General features: G+C 65.4%; 17 protein-coding genes. 3 read left to right on the forward strand and 14 right to left on the reverse strand.

The annotated features are described in order from the left end of the window. Positions 1-34: 34 nt before the first annotated feature. Positions 35-598: an outer membrane protein assembly factor BamE gene (locus ACSFCA_RS30250; protein WP_258351611.1), complete on the reverse strand. Its 564-nt coding sequence runs from the start codon at positions 596-598 to the stop codon at positions 35-37. A 93-nt stretch (positions 599-691) separates the two neighbouring features. Here ACSFCA_RS30250 and fur point away from each other — a divergent pair, with 93 nt between their 5' ends. Beyond that, complete coding sequence (gene fur / locus ACSFCA_RS30255) at positions 692-1,111, forward strand: ferric iron uptake transcriptional regulator (RefSeq protein ID WP_019655576.1); 420 nt, start codon at positions 692-694, stop codon at positions 1,109-1,111. A 16-nt stretch (positions 1,112-1,127) separates the two neighbouring features. Here the strand turns inward: fur and hprK are convergent, their stop codons facing one another. The 4 genes from hprK to ACSFCA_RS30275 all read right to left on the reverse strand — a co-directional run bounded on the left by hprK (position 1,128) and on the right by ACSFCA_RS30275 (position 5,616). After that, positions 1,128-2,087 (reverse strand): HPr(Ser) kinase/phosphatase, encoded by a 960-nt coding sequence (hprK, locus tag ACSFCA_RS30260; RefSeq protein WP_093053985.1) that lies wholly within the window; start codon positions 2,085-2,087, stop codon positions 1,128-1,130. 95 nt (positions 2,088-2,182) lie between these two features. Then, positions 2,183-2,650, reverse strand: a complete 468-nt coding sequence (locus ACSFCA_RS30265) for a PTS sugar transporter subunit IIA (protein ID WP_093053983.1) — start codon at positions 2,648-2,650, stop codon at positions 2,183-2,185. Positions 2,651-2,835: 185 nt separating this feature from the next. Then, on the reverse strand, positions 2,836-3,165 hold the full coding sequence (gene hpf, locus ACSFCA_RS30270) for a ribosome hibernation-promoting factor, HPF/YfiA family (protein WP_056515121.1): 330 nt from the start codon (positions 3,163-3,165) through the stop codon (positions 2,836-2,838). A 330-nt stretch (positions 3,166-3,495) separates the two neighbouring features. Beyond that, positions 3,496-5,616, reverse strand: a complete 2,121-nt coding sequence (locus ACSFCA_RS30275) for an ATP-dependent helicase (RefSeq protein ID WP_435462077.1) — start codon at positions 5,614-5,616, stop codon at positions 3,496-3,498. 227 nt (positions 5,617-5,843) lie between these two features. Between ACSFCA_RS30275 and corA the strand changes: the two genes are divergently transcribed. Both corA and ACSFCA_RS30285 read left to right on the forward strand, forming a co-directional pair. Next, on the forward strand, positions 5,844-6,830 hold the full coding sequence (corA, locus tag ACSFCA_RS30280) for a magnesium/cobalt transporter CorA (protein ID WP_257862784.1): 987 nt from the start codon (positions 5,844-5,846) through the stop codon (positions 6,828-6,830). A gap of 76 nt (positions 6,831-6,906) precedes the next feature. Further along, a complete protein-coding gene (locus tag ACSFCA_RS30285; protein ID WP_258351614.1) occupies positions 6,907-7,659 on the forward strand; it encodes a YoaK family protein in 753 nt (250 codons plus the stop codon). 1 nt (position 7,660) lies between these two features. On the opposite strand, the gene ACSFCA_RS30290 is transcribed toward ACSFCA_RS30285, so the two are convergent. The 9 genes from ACSFCA_RS30290 to ACSFCA_RS30330 all read right to left on the reverse strand — a co-directional run bounded on the left by ACSFCA_RS30290 (position 7,661) and on the right by ACSFCA_RS30330 (position 17,701). Further along, entirely contained in the window at positions 7,661-8,431 is a 771-nt protein-coding gene (locus ACSFCA_RS30290; RefSeq protein ID WP_258351615.1) for a 5'-methylthioadenosine/adenosylhomocysteine nucleosidase, read from the reverse strand. Positions 8,432-8,434: 3 nt separating this feature from the next. Then, positions 8,435-10,066, reverse strand: coding sequence for an ABC transporter substrate-binding protein (locus tag ACSFCA_RS30295; RefSeq protein ID WP_093076939.1), 1,632 nt, complete (start codon positions 10,064-10,066; stop codon positions 8,435-8,437). Between the two features lie 35 nt (positions 10,067-10,101). Continuing rightward, a complete protein-coding gene (locus ACSFCA_RS30300; RefSeq protein ID WP_258351617.1) occupies positions 10,102-11,148 on the reverse strand; it encodes a dipeptide ABC transporter ATP-binding protein in 1,047 nt (348 codons plus the stop codon). Next, positions 11,145-12,170, reverse strand: a complete 1,026-nt coding sequence (locus ACSFCA_RS30305) for an ABC transporter ATP-binding protein (RefSeq protein ID WP_258351618.1) — start codon at positions 12,168-12,170, stop codon at positions 11,145-11,147. Before ACSFCA_RS30305 ends, ACSFCA_RS30300 begins: the two co-directional genes overlap by 4 nt. A gap of 17 nt (positions 12,171-12,187) precedes the next feature. Further along, entirely contained in the window at positions 12,188-13,093 is a 906-nt protein-coding gene (locus ACSFCA_RS30310; protein ID WP_435462078.1) for an ABC transporter permease subunit, read from the reverse strand. A gap of 4 nt (positions 13,094-13,097) precedes the next feature. Next, on the reverse strand, positions 13,098-14,102 hold the full coding sequence (locus ACSFCA_RS30315; RefSeq protein ID WP_093053963.1) for an ABC transporter permease subunit: 1,005 nt from the start codon (positions 14,100-14,102) through the stop codon (positions 13,098-13,100). A gap of 63 nt (positions 14,103-14,165) precedes the next feature. After that, entirely contained in the window at positions 14,166-15,845 is a 1,680-nt protein-coding gene (locus ACSFCA_RS30320; protein ID WP_258351621.1) for a long-chain-fatty-acid--CoA ligase, read from the reverse strand. 102 nt (positions 15,846-15,947) lie between these two features. Continuing rightward, positions 15,948-17,372 (reverse strand): NAD(P)(+) transhydrogenase (Re/Si-specific) subunit beta, encoded by a 1,425-nt coding sequence (locus tag ACSFCA_RS30325; RefSeq protein ID WP_258351622.1) that lies wholly within the window; start codon positions 17,370-17,372, stop codon positions 15,948-15,950. After that, complete coding sequence (locus tag ACSFCA_RS30330; protein ID WP_093053957.1) at positions 17,369-17,701, reverse strand: NAD(P) transhydrogenase subunit alpha part 2; 333 nt, start codon at positions 17,699-17,701, stop codon at positions 17,369-17,371. Before ACSFCA_RS30330 ends, ACSFCA_RS30325 begins: the two co-directional genes overlap by 4 nt. Positions 17,702-17,719: the final 18 nt, after the last annotated feature.

A 17,719-nucleotide genomic window follows, 5' to 3' on the forward strand; every position in this document is an offset into this window, starting at 1 on the left:
GGGCGGGCGCCGCCCGCTGCTGCTTGTGCTGCGCTCAGCGCGCGGCTTCGAGCGGGGGGTAGGCGGCCGGCAACGGCGGCAGGGAGGCCGACGTGTCCGCGGCGGTGCCGGCTTTTTTCTCATCCTTGGAAGGAGCGAATTTCTTGAGCTCGTCTTCCGAGGCCTCGAGCGGCGGCACCTTGCCCGATTTTTTACGGGTGTCGAGCGTGGCGACGAATTCTTCTTCGCTGGGCATTTCGTCGCCCTCGAAGCGATCCATGAGCTCGCCGTTGAAGAACACTGTCAGGTGGCGTTCCTGCGGGTCGACGCCCTGGCGGCGGATCGTGAACACATAGTCCCAGCGGTTGGCGTGGAACACGTCGTTCAGCAGCGAGGTACCGAGGATTTCACGCACCTGCTGGCGCGACATGCCCGGCTTGAGCGCCGCGACCTGTTCCTTCGACACGAAATTGCCCTGCACCACTTCGACTTTGTAAGGAGTTACAGCAGCCAGCGCGCCACGCGTGCGATCGCTGAAACCGCTGCAGGCACCAAGGCAGAGCGTTGCGGCAACGGCAGCAACCAGCAGCCAGGGACGGCGTTGGAGAATGGCAGGCATGGGAGGAAAAAGGGGTAGCGATATGATCGGCCATTGTAGCGGCTGGCCTTTTTCGGGGCCTTTTTGCCGCAGCCCCAGGGCGCAGGAACCAACATGGCCAACATCGACGAACTGAAGAACACCGGCCTCAAGGCCACTCTACCGCGCCTGAAGATCCTCGAGATCTTCCAGACCGGCAGCCAACGGCACATGACGGCGGAAGACGTGTTCCGCGTGCTGCTCAACGAACATTCCGACATCGGCCTGGCCACCGTCTACCGGGTGCTGACGCAGTTCGAGCAGGCCGGCATCCTCGAGCGCAGCCACTTCGAAAGCGGCAAGGCCGTCTACGAGCTGAACGAAGGCACGCACCACGACCACCTGATCTGCACCTCCTGCGGCAAGGTCGAGGAGTTCTACGACGCCGAGATCGAACGCCGCCAGCAGATGATCGCCAAGGACAAGGGCTGGATCCTGCAGGACCATGCCATGTCGCTTTATGGCCTGTGCGGAGACTGCGCGAAGAAGCGCTGATCCGTCTCCCTCGTTTTCAGTCCCCGTCGCGGGAGTTTTCCATCGCCTTGTGGTGGCGCGCCACGAAGTCGGCGTACGTGTCGATGCCGCGCAGCTGCAGGATCGAATTGCGCACCGCCGCTTCCACCAGCACGGCGATATTGCGCCCCGCCACCACCTGGATGATGACCTTGCGCACCGGGATGCCCAGCACGTCCTGCGTGAGCGGCGCCGAGGGCATGCGCTCGTAGTCGCGCTCGAAGCTGTCGCGCCGCACGAGGTGCACGATGAGCTTCAGCCGCATCTTCCGGCGCACCGCCGTCTCGCCGAAGATCGCGCGGATGTCCAGCAGGCCGATGCCGCGCACTTCGAGCAGGTTCAGCAGCAGGTCGGGGCAGCGGCCTTCGATGGTGTTCTGGTTGATGCGGAACAGGTCGACCGCATCGTCGGCCACGAGGCCATTGCCGCGCGAGATCAGCTCCAGGCCGAGCTCGCTCTTGCCCAGGCCCGACTCGCCCGTGATCATCACGCCCATGCCCAGGATGTCCATGAACACGCCGTGCATCGAGGTGCGCTCGGCAAAGTGCTTGGACAGGTAGGCGCGCAGCAGGTCGATCACGAAGGCCGACGACTCGCGCGTGGCGAACAGCGGCAGCTGGGCACGCTCGCAGATGGACAGCAGCTCGTCGGGCGCAGCCTGGCCGTCGGCCAGCACCAGCATCGGCGGCTCCAGCGTGACGATGCGGGCGATGCGCCGCGCGCAGTCTTCCTCGCTGCCGCGCGTCAGGTAGGCCACCTCGCGGGCGCCCAGGATCTGCACGCGGTACGGGTGGATGTAGTTGAGATAGCCAACGAGGTCGGCCGCCGACTGTGCGCGGCTGATGACTTCGGGGTCGAACTGGCGCTCCGAAGCACCGAGCCCCGCGAGCCATTCCCAGCGGAGCGAGCCGCGGAACTCCTCGAACATGGCATCGGCGCTGATGACGGTCGGCTTCATGCGTTCAGGAGACGGCGCCCGGCGCCGGCATTGGATGAGTGACGGGAAGAAGAGCCGCGCAGCTTATCAGCAGCCGCACGCGCCGACACATGCGCTCAGGCGACTTGCGTGGACTGCCAGCCGGCGATGAGGCCGTGCAATGCAGAAGCGTCGGTGCTGGACTTGATCTGTTCGCGCAGGCTGGCGTCGCTCAGCAGTTCAGCGATTTCAGAGAGGATTTCGAGGTGCTTCTGCGTGGCCGCTTCGGGCACCAGCAGGAAGATCAGCAGCGCGACGGGTTGCTCGTCGGGTGCGTCGAAGCCAATGGGATTGGCCAGTTGGAACACCGCCGCCATCGGCGCCTTGAGGCCCTTGATGCGGCCATGCGGAATGGCAACGCCGTGGCCCAGGCCGGTGGAGCCGAGGCGCTCACGGGCAAACAGGCTGTCGGTGATGAGGGCACGGCCCAGACCGTGAAGGCTTTCGAACAGCAGGCCGGCTTCTTCGAAAGCACGTTTCTTGCTAGTAGCGTCAACGCTCACAAGCACTTGAGCGGGCGGCAGGATGGACGCGAGGCGATTCATGGTGGGTGCAGAGCGGGGGCGATTATGCACCCGCTTGGTAAAAACCCCCAGTCCCCCTATTTACTTTCTGTCTACATGTTGTCCGCAGGCCTCGTGCTTCCCTCTGGGGGCTTGCCAAAGCCCTACCGCAACAGTCGGAAAACAAAAAGCCGCCCGAAGGCGGCCTTGATGCGAGCCGGGGGCTCTTACATCACGCGCTTGGGCGCCGCGTGATGGTGGTCCTGCAGGCGGTCCTTGTGGCGCACCACCTGGCGGTCGAGCTTGTCGACCAGCTCATCGACCGCAGCGTAGAGATCAGCGTGGCTCGACTCCGCGAACATGTCATTGCCCTTGACGTGAATGTTGCACTCCGCCCTTTGGCGGCGTTCCTTTTCCTTCTGCTTTTCCACCGTGAGGATCACCTTCACATCGACAACCTGGTCGAAATGTCGGGTGATCCGGTCCAGCTTGCTCGTGACGTAGGTGCGCAAGGCAGGGGTGACGTCGAGGTGATGACCGCTGATCGTCAAATTCATGAATGACCTCCTGGAATTGACGGTTGGGGAAATGACCGCACTACGGAATGCAGCGTGGCCGGCGAAAAACGGGAGTTTTGAGAGGGGGAACGGGGGAAGGGAAGAAGAGGAAAGAGGGGTGGGTCGATTCACTATGCCCAAGCTGTCACGGTATTGCAATACCTGAGTTGCCCGGGGTTTTGCGGCTTCGTGCGCAGCTTTTCACACGCTAGCGAATCAATAGCAGCTGGCGCTCGCGGGGCAGGCGATGCGGCGCTTCGGGAACAAATGTTTCAGCCTCGGTCCACGTGTGACCCTGCCACCGGAAGGGCCAGCAGCTCGCTCAGCGGTTCAGCGCCAAGCCGCGCGCATCCGGTTGCGCAGGTCGATCACCGCGCTCGGCGGCGGCACGGCCGGCGGGCGCTCCGGCGGAGGCGGCCAGGTCTGCTGCTCGAAGCCTTCGAGATCGGCATCGGCGATGAAGCGCGTGCGGTTGGCATACAGGTGCCGATCGCCGCGCGCCGCCTGCTGCGTGATGTGGAAGCGCTGCGGTATCAGCAAGTGCAGGTGGTCGCGTGCCCGGGTCATCGCCACGTAGAGCAGCCGGCGCTCTTCTTCCAGCTCGTGCGCGCTCTGCGCCACGTCGGCCGGCAGGCAGCCGTCGACCACGTTGAGCACATGCACCGAATTCCACTCCTGCCCCTTGGCCGAATGGATGGTCGAGAGGATCAGGTAGTCCTCGTCGAGCAGCGGCGGCCCTGGGCGGTCGCTGGTGGCTTCGGGCGGGTCGAGCGTGAGCTCGGTAAGGAAGCGTTCGCGCGAGGCATACCCAGCCGCGAGCCGCGCGAGCTGCTCCACGTCTGCGCGCCGCACGCCGGAGGTGTCTTCGTACAGGCGCTCCAGATGCGGCAGGTACCAGTCCATCGCCAGCTCGACATCGGCCGGCCACTTCAGCGCGGGTTCGCGCAAGGCGGCGTAGGCCTCGGCAAAGTCGACCCACTGCGCGCGTGCCGCTGAAGGCGCAACGAACTCGCGCACCGCCGCGGCGGGGTCGGCCGCCTGGTCCATCGCATCGAGCAGGCGCGTGCCCGTGACAGGGCCGATGCCCGGAATCAGTTGCGTCACGCGAAAGCCCGCCATGCGCCCGCGCGGGTTCTGCGCAAAGCGCAGCACCGCGAGCAGGTCTTTCACATGCGAGGCTTCGAGAAACTTGAGCCCGCCAAATTTCACGAACGGGATGTTGCGCCGCGCCAGCTCGAGTTCGAGCGCCGCGCTGTGCGTCGAAGTGCGAAACAGCACTGCCTGCGACTTGAGCGCTAGCCCGCCCTCGCGATGCGCCAGCACCTTGTCGGCCACCCAGCGCGCCTGCCCCGCTTCGTCGGGCACAAGCACCAGCAGCGGCTTGCCGGCCGAGGGCTTGTCGGTCCACAGCGTCTTGGCGTGCCGCTCGGCCGCATGCGCGATCACGCGGTTCGAGACATCGAGGATCGGCTGCGTCGAGCGGTAGTTGCGCTCCAGCGTGACCACGCGCGCGGCCTGCGTGAACTGCGACGGAAAGTCGAGGATGTTGCGCACCGTCGCGCCGCGAAAGGAATAGATCGACTGCGCGTCGTCGCCCACCACTGTCACGCCGCGCCCGTCGGGCTTGAGCGCCAGCAGGATCGAAGCCTGCAGCAGGTTGGTGTCCTGGTATTCGTCGATCAGCACGTGGTCGAAGCGCTCACCGATGTGCGCGGCCAGCGCGGGCTCGGCGGCCATCTCGGCCCAGTAGAGCAGCAGGTCGTCGTAGTCGAGTACGTTCTGCCGCTGCTTGGCCTCGACGTAGGCGCCGAACAGCTTCTTCAGTTCGGCCTCCCATTCATCGCACCAGGGAAAGGCCTCCTTCAGCACATCGGCCAGCGGCGCGCGCGTATTCACGCAGCGCGAGTAGATCGACAGGCAGGTGCCCTTGCGCGGAAAACGATTGACGGTGGAAGACAGGCCCAGCTCGTGGCGCACCAGCCCCATCAGGTCTTCGGCATCGCCGCGGTCGTGGATGGTGAAATTCTCGTCGAGCCCGATCTGCGGCGCGTACTCGCGCAGCAGCCGCGCGCCGATGCCGTGGAAGGTGCCGGCCCACGGCAGCGCGGGCGGCGCCTCCGACTTCAGGCCGAGCACACGTGCCAGCACCTGGCCTGCGCGGCGCTCCATCTCCTGCGCGGCACGGCGAGAGAAGGTCAGCAGCAGCAGGCGCTGCGGATCGACACCGCCGGCAATGAGGTGTGCGACACGGTGCGCCAGCGTGCTGGTCTTGCCCGAACCTGCACCGGCAATGACGAGCAGTGGCCGCTCGTCACGCTCGGCAATGGCCGCACCCACCCCATGCTCGACCGCCGCGCGTTGCGCGTCGTTGAGCGTGGCCAACGCGTCGGCCAGGCGCTCGGCCTGGGTCTTCGCGACAGCGGAAAAAACGGGGAGCGCAGCGGTCTGCATGGGCACGACTTTACTGTATGCCCGTCCAGTCCAGCCACCGTGCTGCCATGTGGCCGGTGACATAATCGCGCCTCGCTGCAACCGGAGATTCTTCCCAATGGAAACCGCCCCGTCTCGGCAGCTTTCAACTCCCTTTCACTGACGCGTTTTTCTTAGCGCACGTCGGGCCCGGGAATTGAAAGCGCCCCTCCCTCGCCCATCGTTCAGTCATTCCCGGGAGTGAGCCAATGCTCAACATCTTCACGCTCGCCAACGGCCGCCTCGTTCAGGAAGAGATCGAGGCGCTCGAAGAGCTCTCCAAGTTCCAGCCGATCTGGGTCGACCTCGAGTCGCCCACGCTCGAAGAAAAGCGCTGGATCAAACAGTACTACGGCCTCTCCATTCCCGAAGACGCGATGGACGAGGACATCGAGGAGTCGGCCCGCTTCTACGAGGAAGACAACGGCGAGCTGCACATCCGCTCCGACTTTTTGATCGACGACGACGAAGACCCGCGCACCGTGCGCGTGGCCTTCATCCTCAACCAGCACAACACCGACCTGCGCAGCCGTGGCGTGCTGTTCTCGATCCACGACGAAGACGTGCCCGTGTTTCGCCTGCTGCGCATGCGCGCGCGCCGCGCACCGGGGCTGATCGAAGATGCCAAGGAAGTGATGCTCAAGCTCTTCGACGCCGACGCCGAATACTCGGCCGACACGCTGGAGAACATCTACGACGAGCTCGAAGTGGCCGGCAAGAAGGTGCTCTCGGGCAATGTCACCGACGAGCTGGCCGGCGAGGTGCTCGGCCTCATCGCGCGGCAGGAAGACTTGAACGGCCGCATCCGCCGCAATGTGATGGACACGCGCCGCGCGGTCAGCTTCATGATGCGCAGCAAGATGCTCAATGCCGAGCAGTTCGAGGAAGCCCGTCAGATCCTGCGCGACATCGAGTCGCTGGACAACCACACGGCCTTCCTCTTCGACAAGATCAACTTCCTGATGGATGCGACCGTCGGCTTCATCAACATCAACCAGAACAAGACCATCAAGATCTTCTCGGTGGCCAGCGTCGCGCTGCTGCCGCCCACGCTGATCGCGAGCATCTACGGCATGAACTTCAAGTTCATGCCGGAGCTCGACTGGGCCATGGGCTATCCGTATGCCATCGTGCTGATGGCGGCCAGCGCGCTGGTGCCGATGTGGTACTTCCGCCGGCGCGGCTGGTTGAAGTAGCAGCCAGTACAGGGCGCCGCAAGGGGTGCCGGGTGCTAGAGTGGCTGCCGGCCCAGCGCCGCCCCCGGAGAGCCCCGTGCGCAGACTTCGCTTCCTCACCAACCGCCACCGCGCGCCGTCGACCAACACCGCGCTCGGCCTGCTGCTGGCCTTCAATGCCGGGGCCGTCAACGCGGGCGGATTCCTTGTGCTGCACATGTACACCTCGCACATGACCGGTTTCGCCTCGCAATTGGCGGACGGCATCGTGCTGGGCAACCTCACCCTGCTGCTGAATGCGCTGGGCGCGATCCTGGCGTTCACGACCGGCGCCGCGGTGTGCGCGGTGCTGGTGAACTGGGCGCGGCAGCACCGGCTGCACGGCGTCTATGCGCTGCCTCTGCTGCTGGAAGCCGCGCTGATGTTTCCGTTCGGACTCGCGGGTGCCATCACGCTGACCTGGGCAACGCCGTTCGCAGTGCCGCTCACGGTGCTGCTGCTGTCGTTCATCATGGGCCTGCAGAACGCCGTGGCGTCGAAGACCTCGGGCGGCAGCACGCGCACCACCCACATGACCGGCAACATCACCGACATGGGGATCGAGCTGGGCAAGATGCTCTACTGGAACCGGCACATGCCGTCGACACCCCTGCCGGTGCGCCACGACCGCAGCAGGCTGCGCCGCTGCGGCGGGTTGGTCGGCATGTTCGTGCTCGGGGGTACGGTGGGCGCGCTCGGCTTCAAGTACGTGGGGTTCGTCTGCGTCGTGCCGCTGGCCGCCCTGCTGCTGGTGCTGTCGATCCCGCCCCTGCTTCGCGACCTTCCGCGTTGGCGGCGGATCACGCCGTAGCTCAGGCCCTTTTCGCGCCCTGAGCGGCCAGCCACGCGTTCACCAGCGCGAGGCTGTAGCGGCTCGCGACCTCGGCGACGAAGCGCGAGAAGTCGCCATGCGCCTCGTCGTCTGCCCGGTCCGAGATCGTCCGCATGGCCGCGAACGGCACGCCGTAGTCATGGCACACCTGCGCCACCGCGGCACCTTCCATCTCGACCGCGAGCGCTTCGGGCAAGCTGAGGCGCAGCGCTTCGCTTTCGGCGGCAGTCGAAACGAAGCGATCTCCACTCACCAGCAGGCCGCGATGCACCTTCGGCGACTGGAGGCCGAACTCGTCGACGGCCTCCTGCCCCACCAGGGCCACCGGGTCATGCAGCGTCACTTTGGCAACGCCCGCCAATGCATCGCTGATCGCCGCATCGGCCGTAAAGCGCGAAAGGCCCAGCAAGGGCACTTCGTATTTCGGAAAGATGGGCGAGGCATCGAGGTCGTGCTGCAGCAACTGCGTGGCAACGACCACGTCGCCGACATTCACCCCCGGTGCGAGTCCACCTGCGACGCCGGTGAAGACGATGGCCCCGACGGCGAATCGCTCGAGCAGCATCGTGGCCGTCACCGCCGCCGCGACCTTGCCGATGCGCGACAGCACCGCGACCACAGGCTGGCCATGCAGATGGCCGACCCAGAAGTCTCGCCCGGCGATGCGCACGCGCTGCTCATCGGGCATCTGCGCGAGGAGCGCGCTCAGCTCCTCGTGCATTGCCGCGACGATGGCGATGGGCGCAACCACCTGTTACTTGATGTCCACGCCGTAGAAGGTGTGGCGCCCGAACGGGCTCAGTTTGAAATCGACCACTTCCTTGCGCACCGGCTTCAGCTGCACCGCATGCGCGATCGTGAACCACGGCGCCTGCTCCTTGAAGATCAGCTGGGCCTTCTTATAGAGCGCGTCGCGGTCGGCCTGCTTGGTCGTGCTCTTGGCCTTCACCACGAGGTCTTCATACGGCTGGTAGCAGAACTTCGAGATGTTGCTGCCGCTGGCCGACTTGGCAGAAGCACAACCCAGCAGCGTGTACATGAAGTTGTCCGGGTCGCCGTTGTCGCCGGTCCAGCCCAGCATGCCCATCTGGTGCTCGCCAGCCTGCAGGCGCTTGCGATACTCGCCCCACTCGAAGCTCTTGATCTCGGCCTTGACGTTGATCTTGGCGAGGTCTGCCTGCATCAGCTCGGCGATGCGCTTGGCGTTCGGGTTGTACGGGCGCTGCACCGGCATGGCCCACAGGTCGGTCGAGAAGCCGTCGGGGAAACCGGCCTGCGCCAGCAGCTTCTTGGCGGCTTCGGGATCGTACGGGTCGTCCTTCACGGCATCGTTGTAGGACCACATGGTGGGCGGAATCGGGTTCTTCGCGGCCACGCCGGTCGAGAGATACACGCCGTCGATGATGGCCTTCTTGTTGATCGCCATGTTGATGGCCTTGCGCACGCGCACGTCGTCGAAGGGCTTCTTCGTCGTGTTGTACGAGAGGTAGCCGACGTTCAGGCCAGGCTGCTCCAGCAGCTGCACGTTCGGGTCCTTGCGGATCGCGTCAAGGTCGGCCGGGTTCGGGTACGGCATGACGTGGCACTCGCCCTTTTGCAGCTTGGCCCAGCGCACCGAGGCATCGGGCGTGATCGCGAACACGAGGTCGTCGATCTTCGCCTTGCCGCCCCAGTATTGCGGGAAGGCCTTGAAGCGGATGATCGCGTCCTTCTGGTACTGCACAAGGTAGAAGGGGCCGGTGCCGATCGGGTCCTGGTCGACCTTCTCGGGCGTGCCGGCCTTCAGCATGGCAATGGCGTATTCCTTCGACTGGATGCCCGCGTACTGCATGGCCAGGTTTGCGAGGAACGGCGCCTCGGGCTGGTTGAGCACGATCTTCACCGTGTAGTCGTCGATGCGGTCCACCGTCTTCAGCAGCTTGGGCATGCCCATGTCGTTGAAGTAGGAGTGGTTCTGGCTCGTGACCTTGAAGAAGGGATCGCTCTCCTTCCACTGGCGCTCGAGCATGAAGATGAAGTCGTCGGCGTTGAAGTCGCGCGTGGGCTTGAAGCTCTTGCTCGTGGTGTGCCACTTCACGCCCTTGCGCAGGTGGAAGGTGTAGACCGTGCCGTCGGCGGAGATGTCCCATTTCTCGGCCAGGCCCGGCACGACCTTGGTGCCTCCGCGCTCGAATTCGACGATGGTGTTGTAGACCTGCGTGGTCACGTCGAACGAGGTGCCGGTGGTGTTCATCCCCGGGTAGAAGTTCTCGGGGCTGCCTTCCGAGCAATACACCAGCGTCTTGGCAGACACTGCGCCACAGGCCAGGGTAAGGGCCGCAAGCGCTGTCGGTGCCAGGAGCGCCAGGCTTCGTGAGCGGCGCGAAACGGTGGGCTGGGTCTTCATATGGACTCCTTGAGACACGGTTGAAAAAGCGAACGTTAAGGGTTCGTCGCCATCGCGATGGCGGCGGAGGGGACATCGGCGCGCACTAGCGGCGCGCCGTCGAGAAACTTCTCGGAGAAGTGGCAAGCCACCAGCCGCTCGTCGAGCATGCGCAACAGCGGCCGTTCTTCGTGGCAGCGCGGCGCCACGTGCGGGCAGCGCGTGCTGAACACGCAGCCCGAAGGCGGATTCAGCGGCGACGGCAGCTCGCCCTTGAGCACGATGCGCTGGCTGCTGAGGCCCGGCGTCGAGGCCAGCAGCGCCTGCGTGTACGGATGCAGCGGCCGCGCGAAGATGCGCGACTTGGGGCCCTGCTCCACCGCGTGGCCGAGGTACATCACGAGCACGTCGTGCGCGATGTGCCGCACCACGCCGAGGTCGTGCGAGATGAAGAGATACGCCAAGCCCAGTTCGGCCTGCAGGTCGGCCAGCAGGTTCAGCACCTGCGCCTGGATCGACACGTCGAGCGCCGACACCGGCTCGTCGGCCACCAGCAGGCGCGGGCTCAGCATCAGCGCGCGTGCAATCGCGATGCGCTGGCGCTGGCCGCCCGAGAACATGTGCGGATAGCGGTTGGCGTACTCGGGCCGCAGGCCCACGCGCGCGAGCATGTCGCGGGCCTTGGCAGCGCGCTCCGACTTGCCCATGGTGGTGTTGATGGCCAGCGGGTCTTCGAGCACCGTCGAGATCTTCTTGCGCGGATTGAGCGAGCCGTACGGGTTCTGGAACACCAGCTGCACAGCCTGGCGCAGCTCGCGCTTGCGCTCTGGCGGCGGGTTCACCGCGTCGGCGCCGACCAGCGTGAGCTGGCCTGCCGTGGGCTTTTCGATCAGCGCGACCATGCGCGCCAGGGTCGACTTGCCGCAGCCCGATTCGCCGACCACGGCCAGCGTACGCCCGCGCTCGATGCGAAACGAGATGTCGCCCACCGCGCGCAGATGCGACGGCGCGCGGAACAGCCCGCGGCGGATGTCGTAGGTGCGCTGGAGGTTGTTCGCCTCGACAACCACTTCATTCGATGCGCTGGTCGATGCTTCGCTCATGACAGCACCTCGGCCGCTTGCTGCTTCGGCGGATCGCTCTCGATGGCCGCCTTGCGCCCCGGTTCGCCGAGCGGAAAGTGGCAGCGCACCTCGGCGCTCTGCCACTCGCGCAGCGCGGGCCGCACCTGGCAGGCACGCTCGGTGACGTAGCTGCAACGCGGCGCGAACAGGCAGCCCGCGGGCCGGTCGTGCACGCCCGGCACCACGCCGCTGATGGTGGCGAGCCGGCCCTCGGGCGCGGCGCGTTCGGGCAGCGCCGCGAGCAACGCCTCGGTGTACGGATGCTGCGGCGACGCGAAGAGCCGGTCGACGCGCTGGTGCTCCATCACCTGCCCCGCGTACATCACGGCAATGCGCTGCGCCATTTCGCTGACCACGCCCATGTTGTGCGTGATGAGCACAAGCGCCATGCCGCGCTCCTTCTGCAGGTCGCGCAGAAGGTCGAGGATCTGCGCCTGGATGGTCACGTCGAGTGCGGTGGTCGGCTCATCAGCGATCAGCAGGCGCGGGTTGCAGGCGATGGCCATGGCAATCATCACACGCTGGTTCATGCCGCCCGAAAGCTGGTGCGGATAGCTGCCCAGGCGCGACGACGCGGCCGGTATGCCCACCTGCTCGAGCAGTTCGGTCGCGCGCTTCTTCGCTTCGCGCTTGTCGAGCTTCAGGTGCAGTCGCAGCGTCTCCATCAGCTGGAAGCCGATGGTGAAGCAGGGGTTGAGGCTGGTGGTCGGCTCCTGGAAGATCATCGCGACCTCCTTGCCTACCAGCGCGCGGCGCGCCTTGTCTGAGATGCCGAGCAGCTCCTTGCCCGCAAAGCGCATGTGGTCCGCGCGCACGCGGCCCGGAAAGCCGACAAGGCCCATCAGCGCCATCATCGTGACGCTCTTGCCCGAGCCCGATTCGCCGACGATGCCGAGCACCTCGCCCTCTTCGAGCGTGAGGCTCACGCCGTCGACCGCATGCAGCACGCCGCCCTGGGTGGGGAACTCGACGTGCAAATCCTTTATTTCAAGCAAAGGCATCTTTTCTTTCCTTTGCTTCAGCGCTTGAGCTTGGGGTCGAGCGCGTCGCGCAGACCGTCGCCCAGAAGATTGAAAGCCAGCACCGCCGCGAGGATCGCCATGCCCGGGAAGGTGACGACCCACCACGCGCGCAGCACGAACTCGCGCGCATCGGCCAGCATGGTTCCCCACTCGGGCGAAGGCGGCTGCGCGCCGAGCCCGAGGAAGCCGAGCGCTGCCGCATCAAGGATCGCGGTCGAGATGCCGAGCGAGGCCTGCACGATCAGCGGCGCGGCGCAGTTGGGCAGCACCTCGCGGAACATCAGCCGCAGCGTGCCGGCGCCGCTCACGCGCGCGGCGGTCACGTAGTCGCGCGAGACCTCGGCGATGACGGCGGCGCGCGTGATGCGCACATAGTGCGGCAGCACGACGATGGCCACCGCGAGCATCGCGTTGACCAGCCCCGGCCCGAGGATCGCGACGATCACGATGGCCAGCAGCAGGCTCGGCAGCGTGAGCACGATGTCCATCAGCCGCATGATCGCGATCTCGAGCACGCCGCGGAAAAAGCCCGCGATCAGCCCGAGCACCACGCCCACGACCACCGACAGCGCCACCACCGCGACGCCGATCGACAGCGACAGCCGCGCGCCGTACATCAGCCGCGAAAGAATGTCGCGCCCGATCGCGTCTGTTCCCAGCAGGTAGCTGATGGAGCCGCCCTGCTGCCACGCCGGCGGCTGCAGGAAGACGGCGCTGTTGGTCTCGTTCGGTGCGTGCGGTGCAATCCACGGCGCGAACAGCGCAACGAGCAGCAGCACGACGATGGTGACGAGCCCGATGACCGCGCCGCGGTTGGCCGAGAACGCCGTCCAGAACTCGCGCCACGGACCGGGAGGGGCGGTGCTTTTCGCACCGGTGGAAATGGTTTGTGTCGAGGCCATGAGCTCAGCGCCGGATGCGGGGGTTGATGACGCCGTAAGCCACGTCGACGAGCAGGTTGACCAGCATCACGATGCCGCCAAGCAGCAGCATGCCGCCCTGCAACACCGGGTAATCGCGCCGGCCGATGGCCTCGATGAGCCACTTGCCAACGCCGGGCCAGGAGAAGATGGTCTCGGTGAGGATCGCCCCCGTGAACAGCACACCCACCTGCAGCCCGATGACGGTGACGACCGGAATCAGCGCATTGCGCAGCGCATGCAGCCCCACCACGCGAAAGCGCGACAGGCCCTTGGCGCGCGCGGTGCGGATGTAGTCCTCGCCCAGCACTTCGAGCATGGCCGAGCGCGTCATGCGCGCAATGACTGCAAGCGGCACCGTGCCGAGCACGATGGCCGGCAAGATGAGGTGATGCAGCGCCGACCAGAAGGCATCGACGTCGCCGGCACGCAGCGAGTCGATCAGCAGGAAGCCGGTGTCGGGCTCGATGTAGTACTGCACCGCGATGCGCCCCGACACGGGCGTCCATCCGAGCTGTACCGAGAAGAACAGGATGAGCAGCAGTCCCCACCAGAAGATCGGCATCGAATAGCCGGTGAGCGACGTGGCCATCACGCCGTGGTCGAAGATGGAATTGCGCCGCACCGCCGCAAGAATGCCGGCCGGCAACCCCAGCAGCAGCGCGAAAAGAATGGCGCAGACCGCAAGCTCGACAGTGGCCGGGAAGAGCGCGAGGAACTCGCTCATCACCGTGTCCTGCGTGATGAGCGACTTGCCGAGGTCGCCGTGCAGCACGCGGCCGATGTAGATGCCGTACTGCACGATCACCGGCTTGTCGAAGCCGTAGGCGGTGCGCAGCTCGGCATGGCGCGCGGGGTCGATCCCGCGCTCGCCGGCCATCGTTTCAATGGGATCGCCCGGCACGAGCCGGATGAGGAAGAAGGCGAGCAGTGTCATGCCGATGAAAGTCGGCACCAGCAGGCTCACACGGGTCAGTAGGAATCGAAACATCGACCCGCGAATATGCAAGATCGATGCCGCGGCCCCACCCGGGCCGAACCCTTACTTCAGCGCTTACTTCTTGGCGTCGCGCAGCTCGCGGCGAAGGATCTTGCCGACCGGCGTCTTCGGCATGTCGCTACGAAACTCTACGATTCGCGGCTGCTTGTAACCCGTAAGGTTTGCTCTGCAGTATTCGCGCACCTGTGCCTCGGTGAGCGAAGGGTCTTTCTTCACGATCACGAGCTTCACGGCCTCGCCGGTCTTGTCGTCGGACACGCCGACCGCAGCGCATTCGAGCACGCCCGGAATCAGTGCGACCACGTCTTCGATCTCGTTCGGGTACACGTTGAAGCCCGACACCAGGATCATGTCCTTCTTGCGGTCGACCACCTTGAAGTAGCCGCGCTCGTCGACCACGCCGATGTCTCCGCTCTTGAAGTAGCCGTCGGGCGTCATGACCTTGGCAGTTTCGTCGGGGCGCTGCCAGTAGCCGGCCATCACCTGCGGGCCCTTGATGGCGATTTCGCCGCGCTCGCCGGTCGGCACTTCGTTGCCGTCATCGTCGAGCAGCTTGAGCAAGGTGCTCGGCAGCGGCAGGCCGATGGTGCCGGTGTAGGCGGTGCTGTTGGTCGGGTTGCAGGTGGTTGACGGCGATGTCTCCGACAGGCCGTAGCCTTCGCAGATCGGGCAGCCGGTTTTCTCGAGCCAGAGCTTCGCGACCGCAGCCTGCACCGCCATGCCGCCGCCGACCGAGACCTTGAGGTTCTTCCAGTTGACGGTGTTGAAGTCGGGGTGGTTCGCCAGTCCGTTGAACAGCGTGTTGACGGCAGGGAAGCTGTGGATGGTGTGCTTCGACAGTTCCTTCAGCACGCCGGGAATGTCGCGTGGATTCGGAATCAGGATCAGCTTGCCGCCCGTGCGCATGTTCAGCATCATGCCGACCGTGAACGCGAAGATGTGATACAGCGGCAACGCGCACACGCTGGTGGGCTGTTCGTTGGCCGGCACCTTGTTCATGACCGGCTCGTTCCAGGCTTCGGACTGCAGCACGTTGGCGATCACGTTGCGATGCAGCAGCACCGCGCCCTTCGACACGCCGGTGGTGCCGCCCGTGTACTGCAGCACCGCCACGTCGTCGGGGCCGATGGCCACGGGCTTGAGCGATGCGCTCGCGCCCTTGTCGAGCGCGTCGTTGAAGCGCACCGCGCCCGGCAGGTTGAACTGGGGCACCATCTTCTTGACGTTGCGCACCACGTAGTTGACGAGCGCGCCCTTCAGGAAGCCGAGGCGGTCGCCCATCGAAGCGAGCACGATGTGCTTGACCGGCGTGGCCCCGATGCATTGCTGCAGCGTGGTGCCGAAGTTCTCCATGATGATGATCGCCTTGGCGCCCGAGTCCTTGAGCTGGTGCTCGAGTTCACGCGGCGTATACAGCGGGTTCACGTTGACCAGGATCAGCCCGGCGCGCAGGATGCCCGCGACCGAGATCGGGTACTGCGGGCAGTTGGGCATCATGACCGCCACGCGGTCGCCCTTGGCGAGGCCCAGGCCCTGCAGGTAGCCCGCGAAGGCCTTGCTCTGCTTGTCGGTTTCCGCGTAGCTGATGTCCTTGCCCATGAAGCTGTAGGCCGTGCGATCGGCGTACTTCGTGAAGCTCTCTTCCATGAGCGCGACCAGCGAGGGGTACTGCGAGGCATCGATATCGGCGGGCACACCCTGCGGGTAGCTGCTGAGCCAGGGACGATCGGTCATTGGATTTGTCTCCTCCAGGAAGTCGGACTTGTTGAAAACGAAAACGGCGCTCGAAGTGGCGCCGCGAAGAACTCGCCCGCCGTGCGGGCAGGGACCTTCGGCCTATTCGATGGCCTTGCCCATATCTTCCACTACTTTTTTGGCATCGCCAAAGACCATCATGGTCTTGTCCATGTAGAAGAGCTCGTTGTCCAGACCGGCATAACCGGCGGCCATGGAGCGCTTGTTCACGATGACGGTCTTGGCCTTGTAGGCCTCCAGGATCGGCATGCCGTAGATCGGGCTGCCCTTGGTGTGCGCGGCAGGGTTCACCACGTCGTTGGCGCCCAGGATGATCGCCACGTCGGCCTGGCCGAACTCGCCGTTGATGTCTTCCATCTCGAACACCTGGTCGTACGGCACCTCGGCCTCGGCCAGCAGCACGTTCATGTGGCCGGGCATGCGGCCCGCCACCGGGTGGATCGCGTACTTCACGGTGATGCCCTTCTCGGTGAGCTTGGCCGCGAGTTCCTTCACCGCGTGCTGCGCGCGTGCGACTGCAAGGCCGTAGCCCGGCACGATCACCACGGTCTCGGCATTGCCGAGCACGAAGGCCGCGTCGTCGGCGCTGCCGGTCTTCACTGGGCGCTGTTCCTTGGCCGCGCCGCCGGCCGTGGCCGCCTCGCCGCCGAAGCCGCCCAGGATCACGTTGAAGAACGAGCGGTTCATGGCCTTGCACATGATGTAGCTCAGGATCGCACCCGAAGAGCCCACAAGCGAACCGGCCACGATCAGCATCGCGTTGTTCAGGCTGAAGCCGATGCCCGCGGCCGCCCAGCCCGAGTAGCTGTTGAGCATCGACACCACCACCGGCATGTCGGCGCCGCCGATCGGGATGATGATGAGCACGCCCATCACGAAGGCCAGCGCCAGCATCGCGAAGAAGGCCGGCCAGCTTTCGGTGAAGACGAACACCAGGCCCAGGCCGACGGTGGCCAGGCCCAGCACGAGGTTCAGCATGTGCTGGCCCGCGAACTGCACCGGCGCGCCCTGGAAAAGGCGGAACTTGTACTTGCCCGAGAGCTTGCCGAAGGCGATGACCGAGCCGCTGAAGGTGACGGCGCCGATGGCCGCGCCCAGGAACAGTTCGAGCCGGTTGCCGCTCGGGATCGGGTCGCCCTTGATCGCGATGCCGAAGGCATGCGGCTCGGCCACTGCGGCCACCGCGATGAACACCGCAGCCAGGCCGATCATGCTGTGCATGAAGGCGACCAGCTCGGGCATCTTGGTCATCTCGACCTTGTTGGCCATGTAGGCGCCGAGGCCACCGCCGAGCACCAGCGCGACCAGCACATAGCTCAGCCCGTTGAGGTTGCCGCTGGCGAGCTTGTAGATCAGCGCGCCGGTGGTCAGCACGGCGATGGCCATGCCGGTCATGCCGAAGATGTTGCCGCGGATCGAGGTGGTGGGATGGCTCAGGCCCTTCAGGGCCTGGATGAAGCAGATGCTGGCAACGAGGTACAGCAGCGTGACGAGGTTCATGCTCACTTGGCGGCTCCCTCTTCAGCCTTCGGTGCGACGGCCTTCTTTTCTTTCTTCTTGAACATCTCCAGCATTCGCCGCGTGACGAGGAAGCCGCCGAAGACGTTCACCGCGGCCAGCGCCACGGCCAGCACGCCCATGGTCTTGCCCAGCGGCGTGTCGGTGAGCGCGGCCGCCAGCATGGCGCCCACGATCACGATGGCCGAGATGGCGTTGGTCACGGCCATCAGCGGCGTGTGCAGCGCGGGCGTGACGGTCCACACGACGTGGTAGCCGACGTAGATGGCCAGCACGAAGATGATCAGGTTGATGACTGTGTGCGAAACGATGTCCATGTTCTTCTCCTCGGCGGG

The sequence above is a fragment of the Variovorax multivorans genome (assembly GCF_051216835.1).
In the GTDB taxonomy this organism is placed as follows: domain Bacteria; phylum Pseudomonadota; class Gammaproteobacteria; order Burkholderiales; family Burkholderiaceae_C; genus Variovorax.

What these genes read in the sequence shown, in the direction of transcription:
- ACSFCA_RS30250 (WP_258351611.1), bottom strand. Translation starts at nt 598, where the DNA reads ATGCCTGCCATTCTCCAACGCCGTCCCTGGCTGCTGGTTGCTGCCGTT.
- fur (WP_019655576.1), top strand. Translation starts at nt 692, where the DNA reads ATGGCCAACATCGACGAACTGAAGAACACCGGCCTCAAGGCCACTCTA.
- hprK (WP_093053985.1), bottom strand. Translation starts at nt 2,087, where the DNA reads ATGAAGCCGACCGTCATCAGCGCCGATGCCATGTTCGAGGAGTTCCGC.
- ACSFCA_RS30265 (WP_093053983.1), bottom strand. Translation starts at nt 2,650, where the DNA reads ATGAATCGCCTCGCGTCCATCCTGCCGCCCGCTCAAGTGCTTGTGAGC.
- hpf (WP_056515121.1), bottom strand. Translation starts at nt 3,165, where the DNA reads ATGAATTTGACGATCAGCGGTCATCACCTCGACGTCACCCCTGCCTTG.
- ACSFCA_RS30275 (WP_435462077.1), bottom strand. Translation starts at nt 5,616, where the DNA reads ATGCAGACCGCTGCGCTCCCCGTTTTTTCCGCTGTCGCGAAGACCCAG.
- corA (WP_257862784.1), top strand. Translation starts at nt 5,844, where the DNA reads ATGCTCAACATCTTCACGCTCGCCAACGGCCGCCTCGTTCAGGAAGAG.
- ACSFCA_RS30295 (WP_093076939.1), bottom strand. Translation starts at nt 10,066, where the DNA reads ATGAAGACCCAGCCCACCGTTTCGCGCCGCTCACGAAGCCTGGCGCTC.
- ACSFCA_RS30300 (WP_258351617.1), bottom strand. Translation starts at nt 11,148, where the DNA reads ATGAGCGAAGCATCGACCAGCGCATCGAATGAAGTGGTTGTCGAGGCG.
- ACSFCA_RS30305 (WP_258351618.1), bottom strand. Translation starts at nt 12,170, where the DNA reads ATGCCTTTGCTTGAAATAAAGGATTTGCACGTCGAGTTCCCCACCCAG.
- ACSFCA_RS30310 (WP_435462078.1), bottom strand. Translation starts at nt 13,093, where the DNA reads ATGGCCTCGACACAAACCATTTCCACCGGTGCGAAAAGCACCGCCCCT.
- ACSFCA_RS30315 (WP_093053963.1), bottom strand. Translation starts at nt 14,102, where the DNA reads ATGTTTCGATTCCTACTGACCCGTGTGAGCCTGCTGGTGCCGACTTTC.
- ACSFCA_RS30320 (WP_258351621.1), bottom strand. Translation starts at nt 15,845, where the DNA reads ATGACCGATCGTCCCTGGCTCAGCAGCTACCCGCAGGGTGTGCCCGCC.
- ACSFCA_RS30330 (WP_093053957.1), bottom strand. Translation starts at nt 17,701, where the DNA reads ATGGACATCGTTTCGCACACAGTCATCAACCTGATCATCTTCGTGCTG.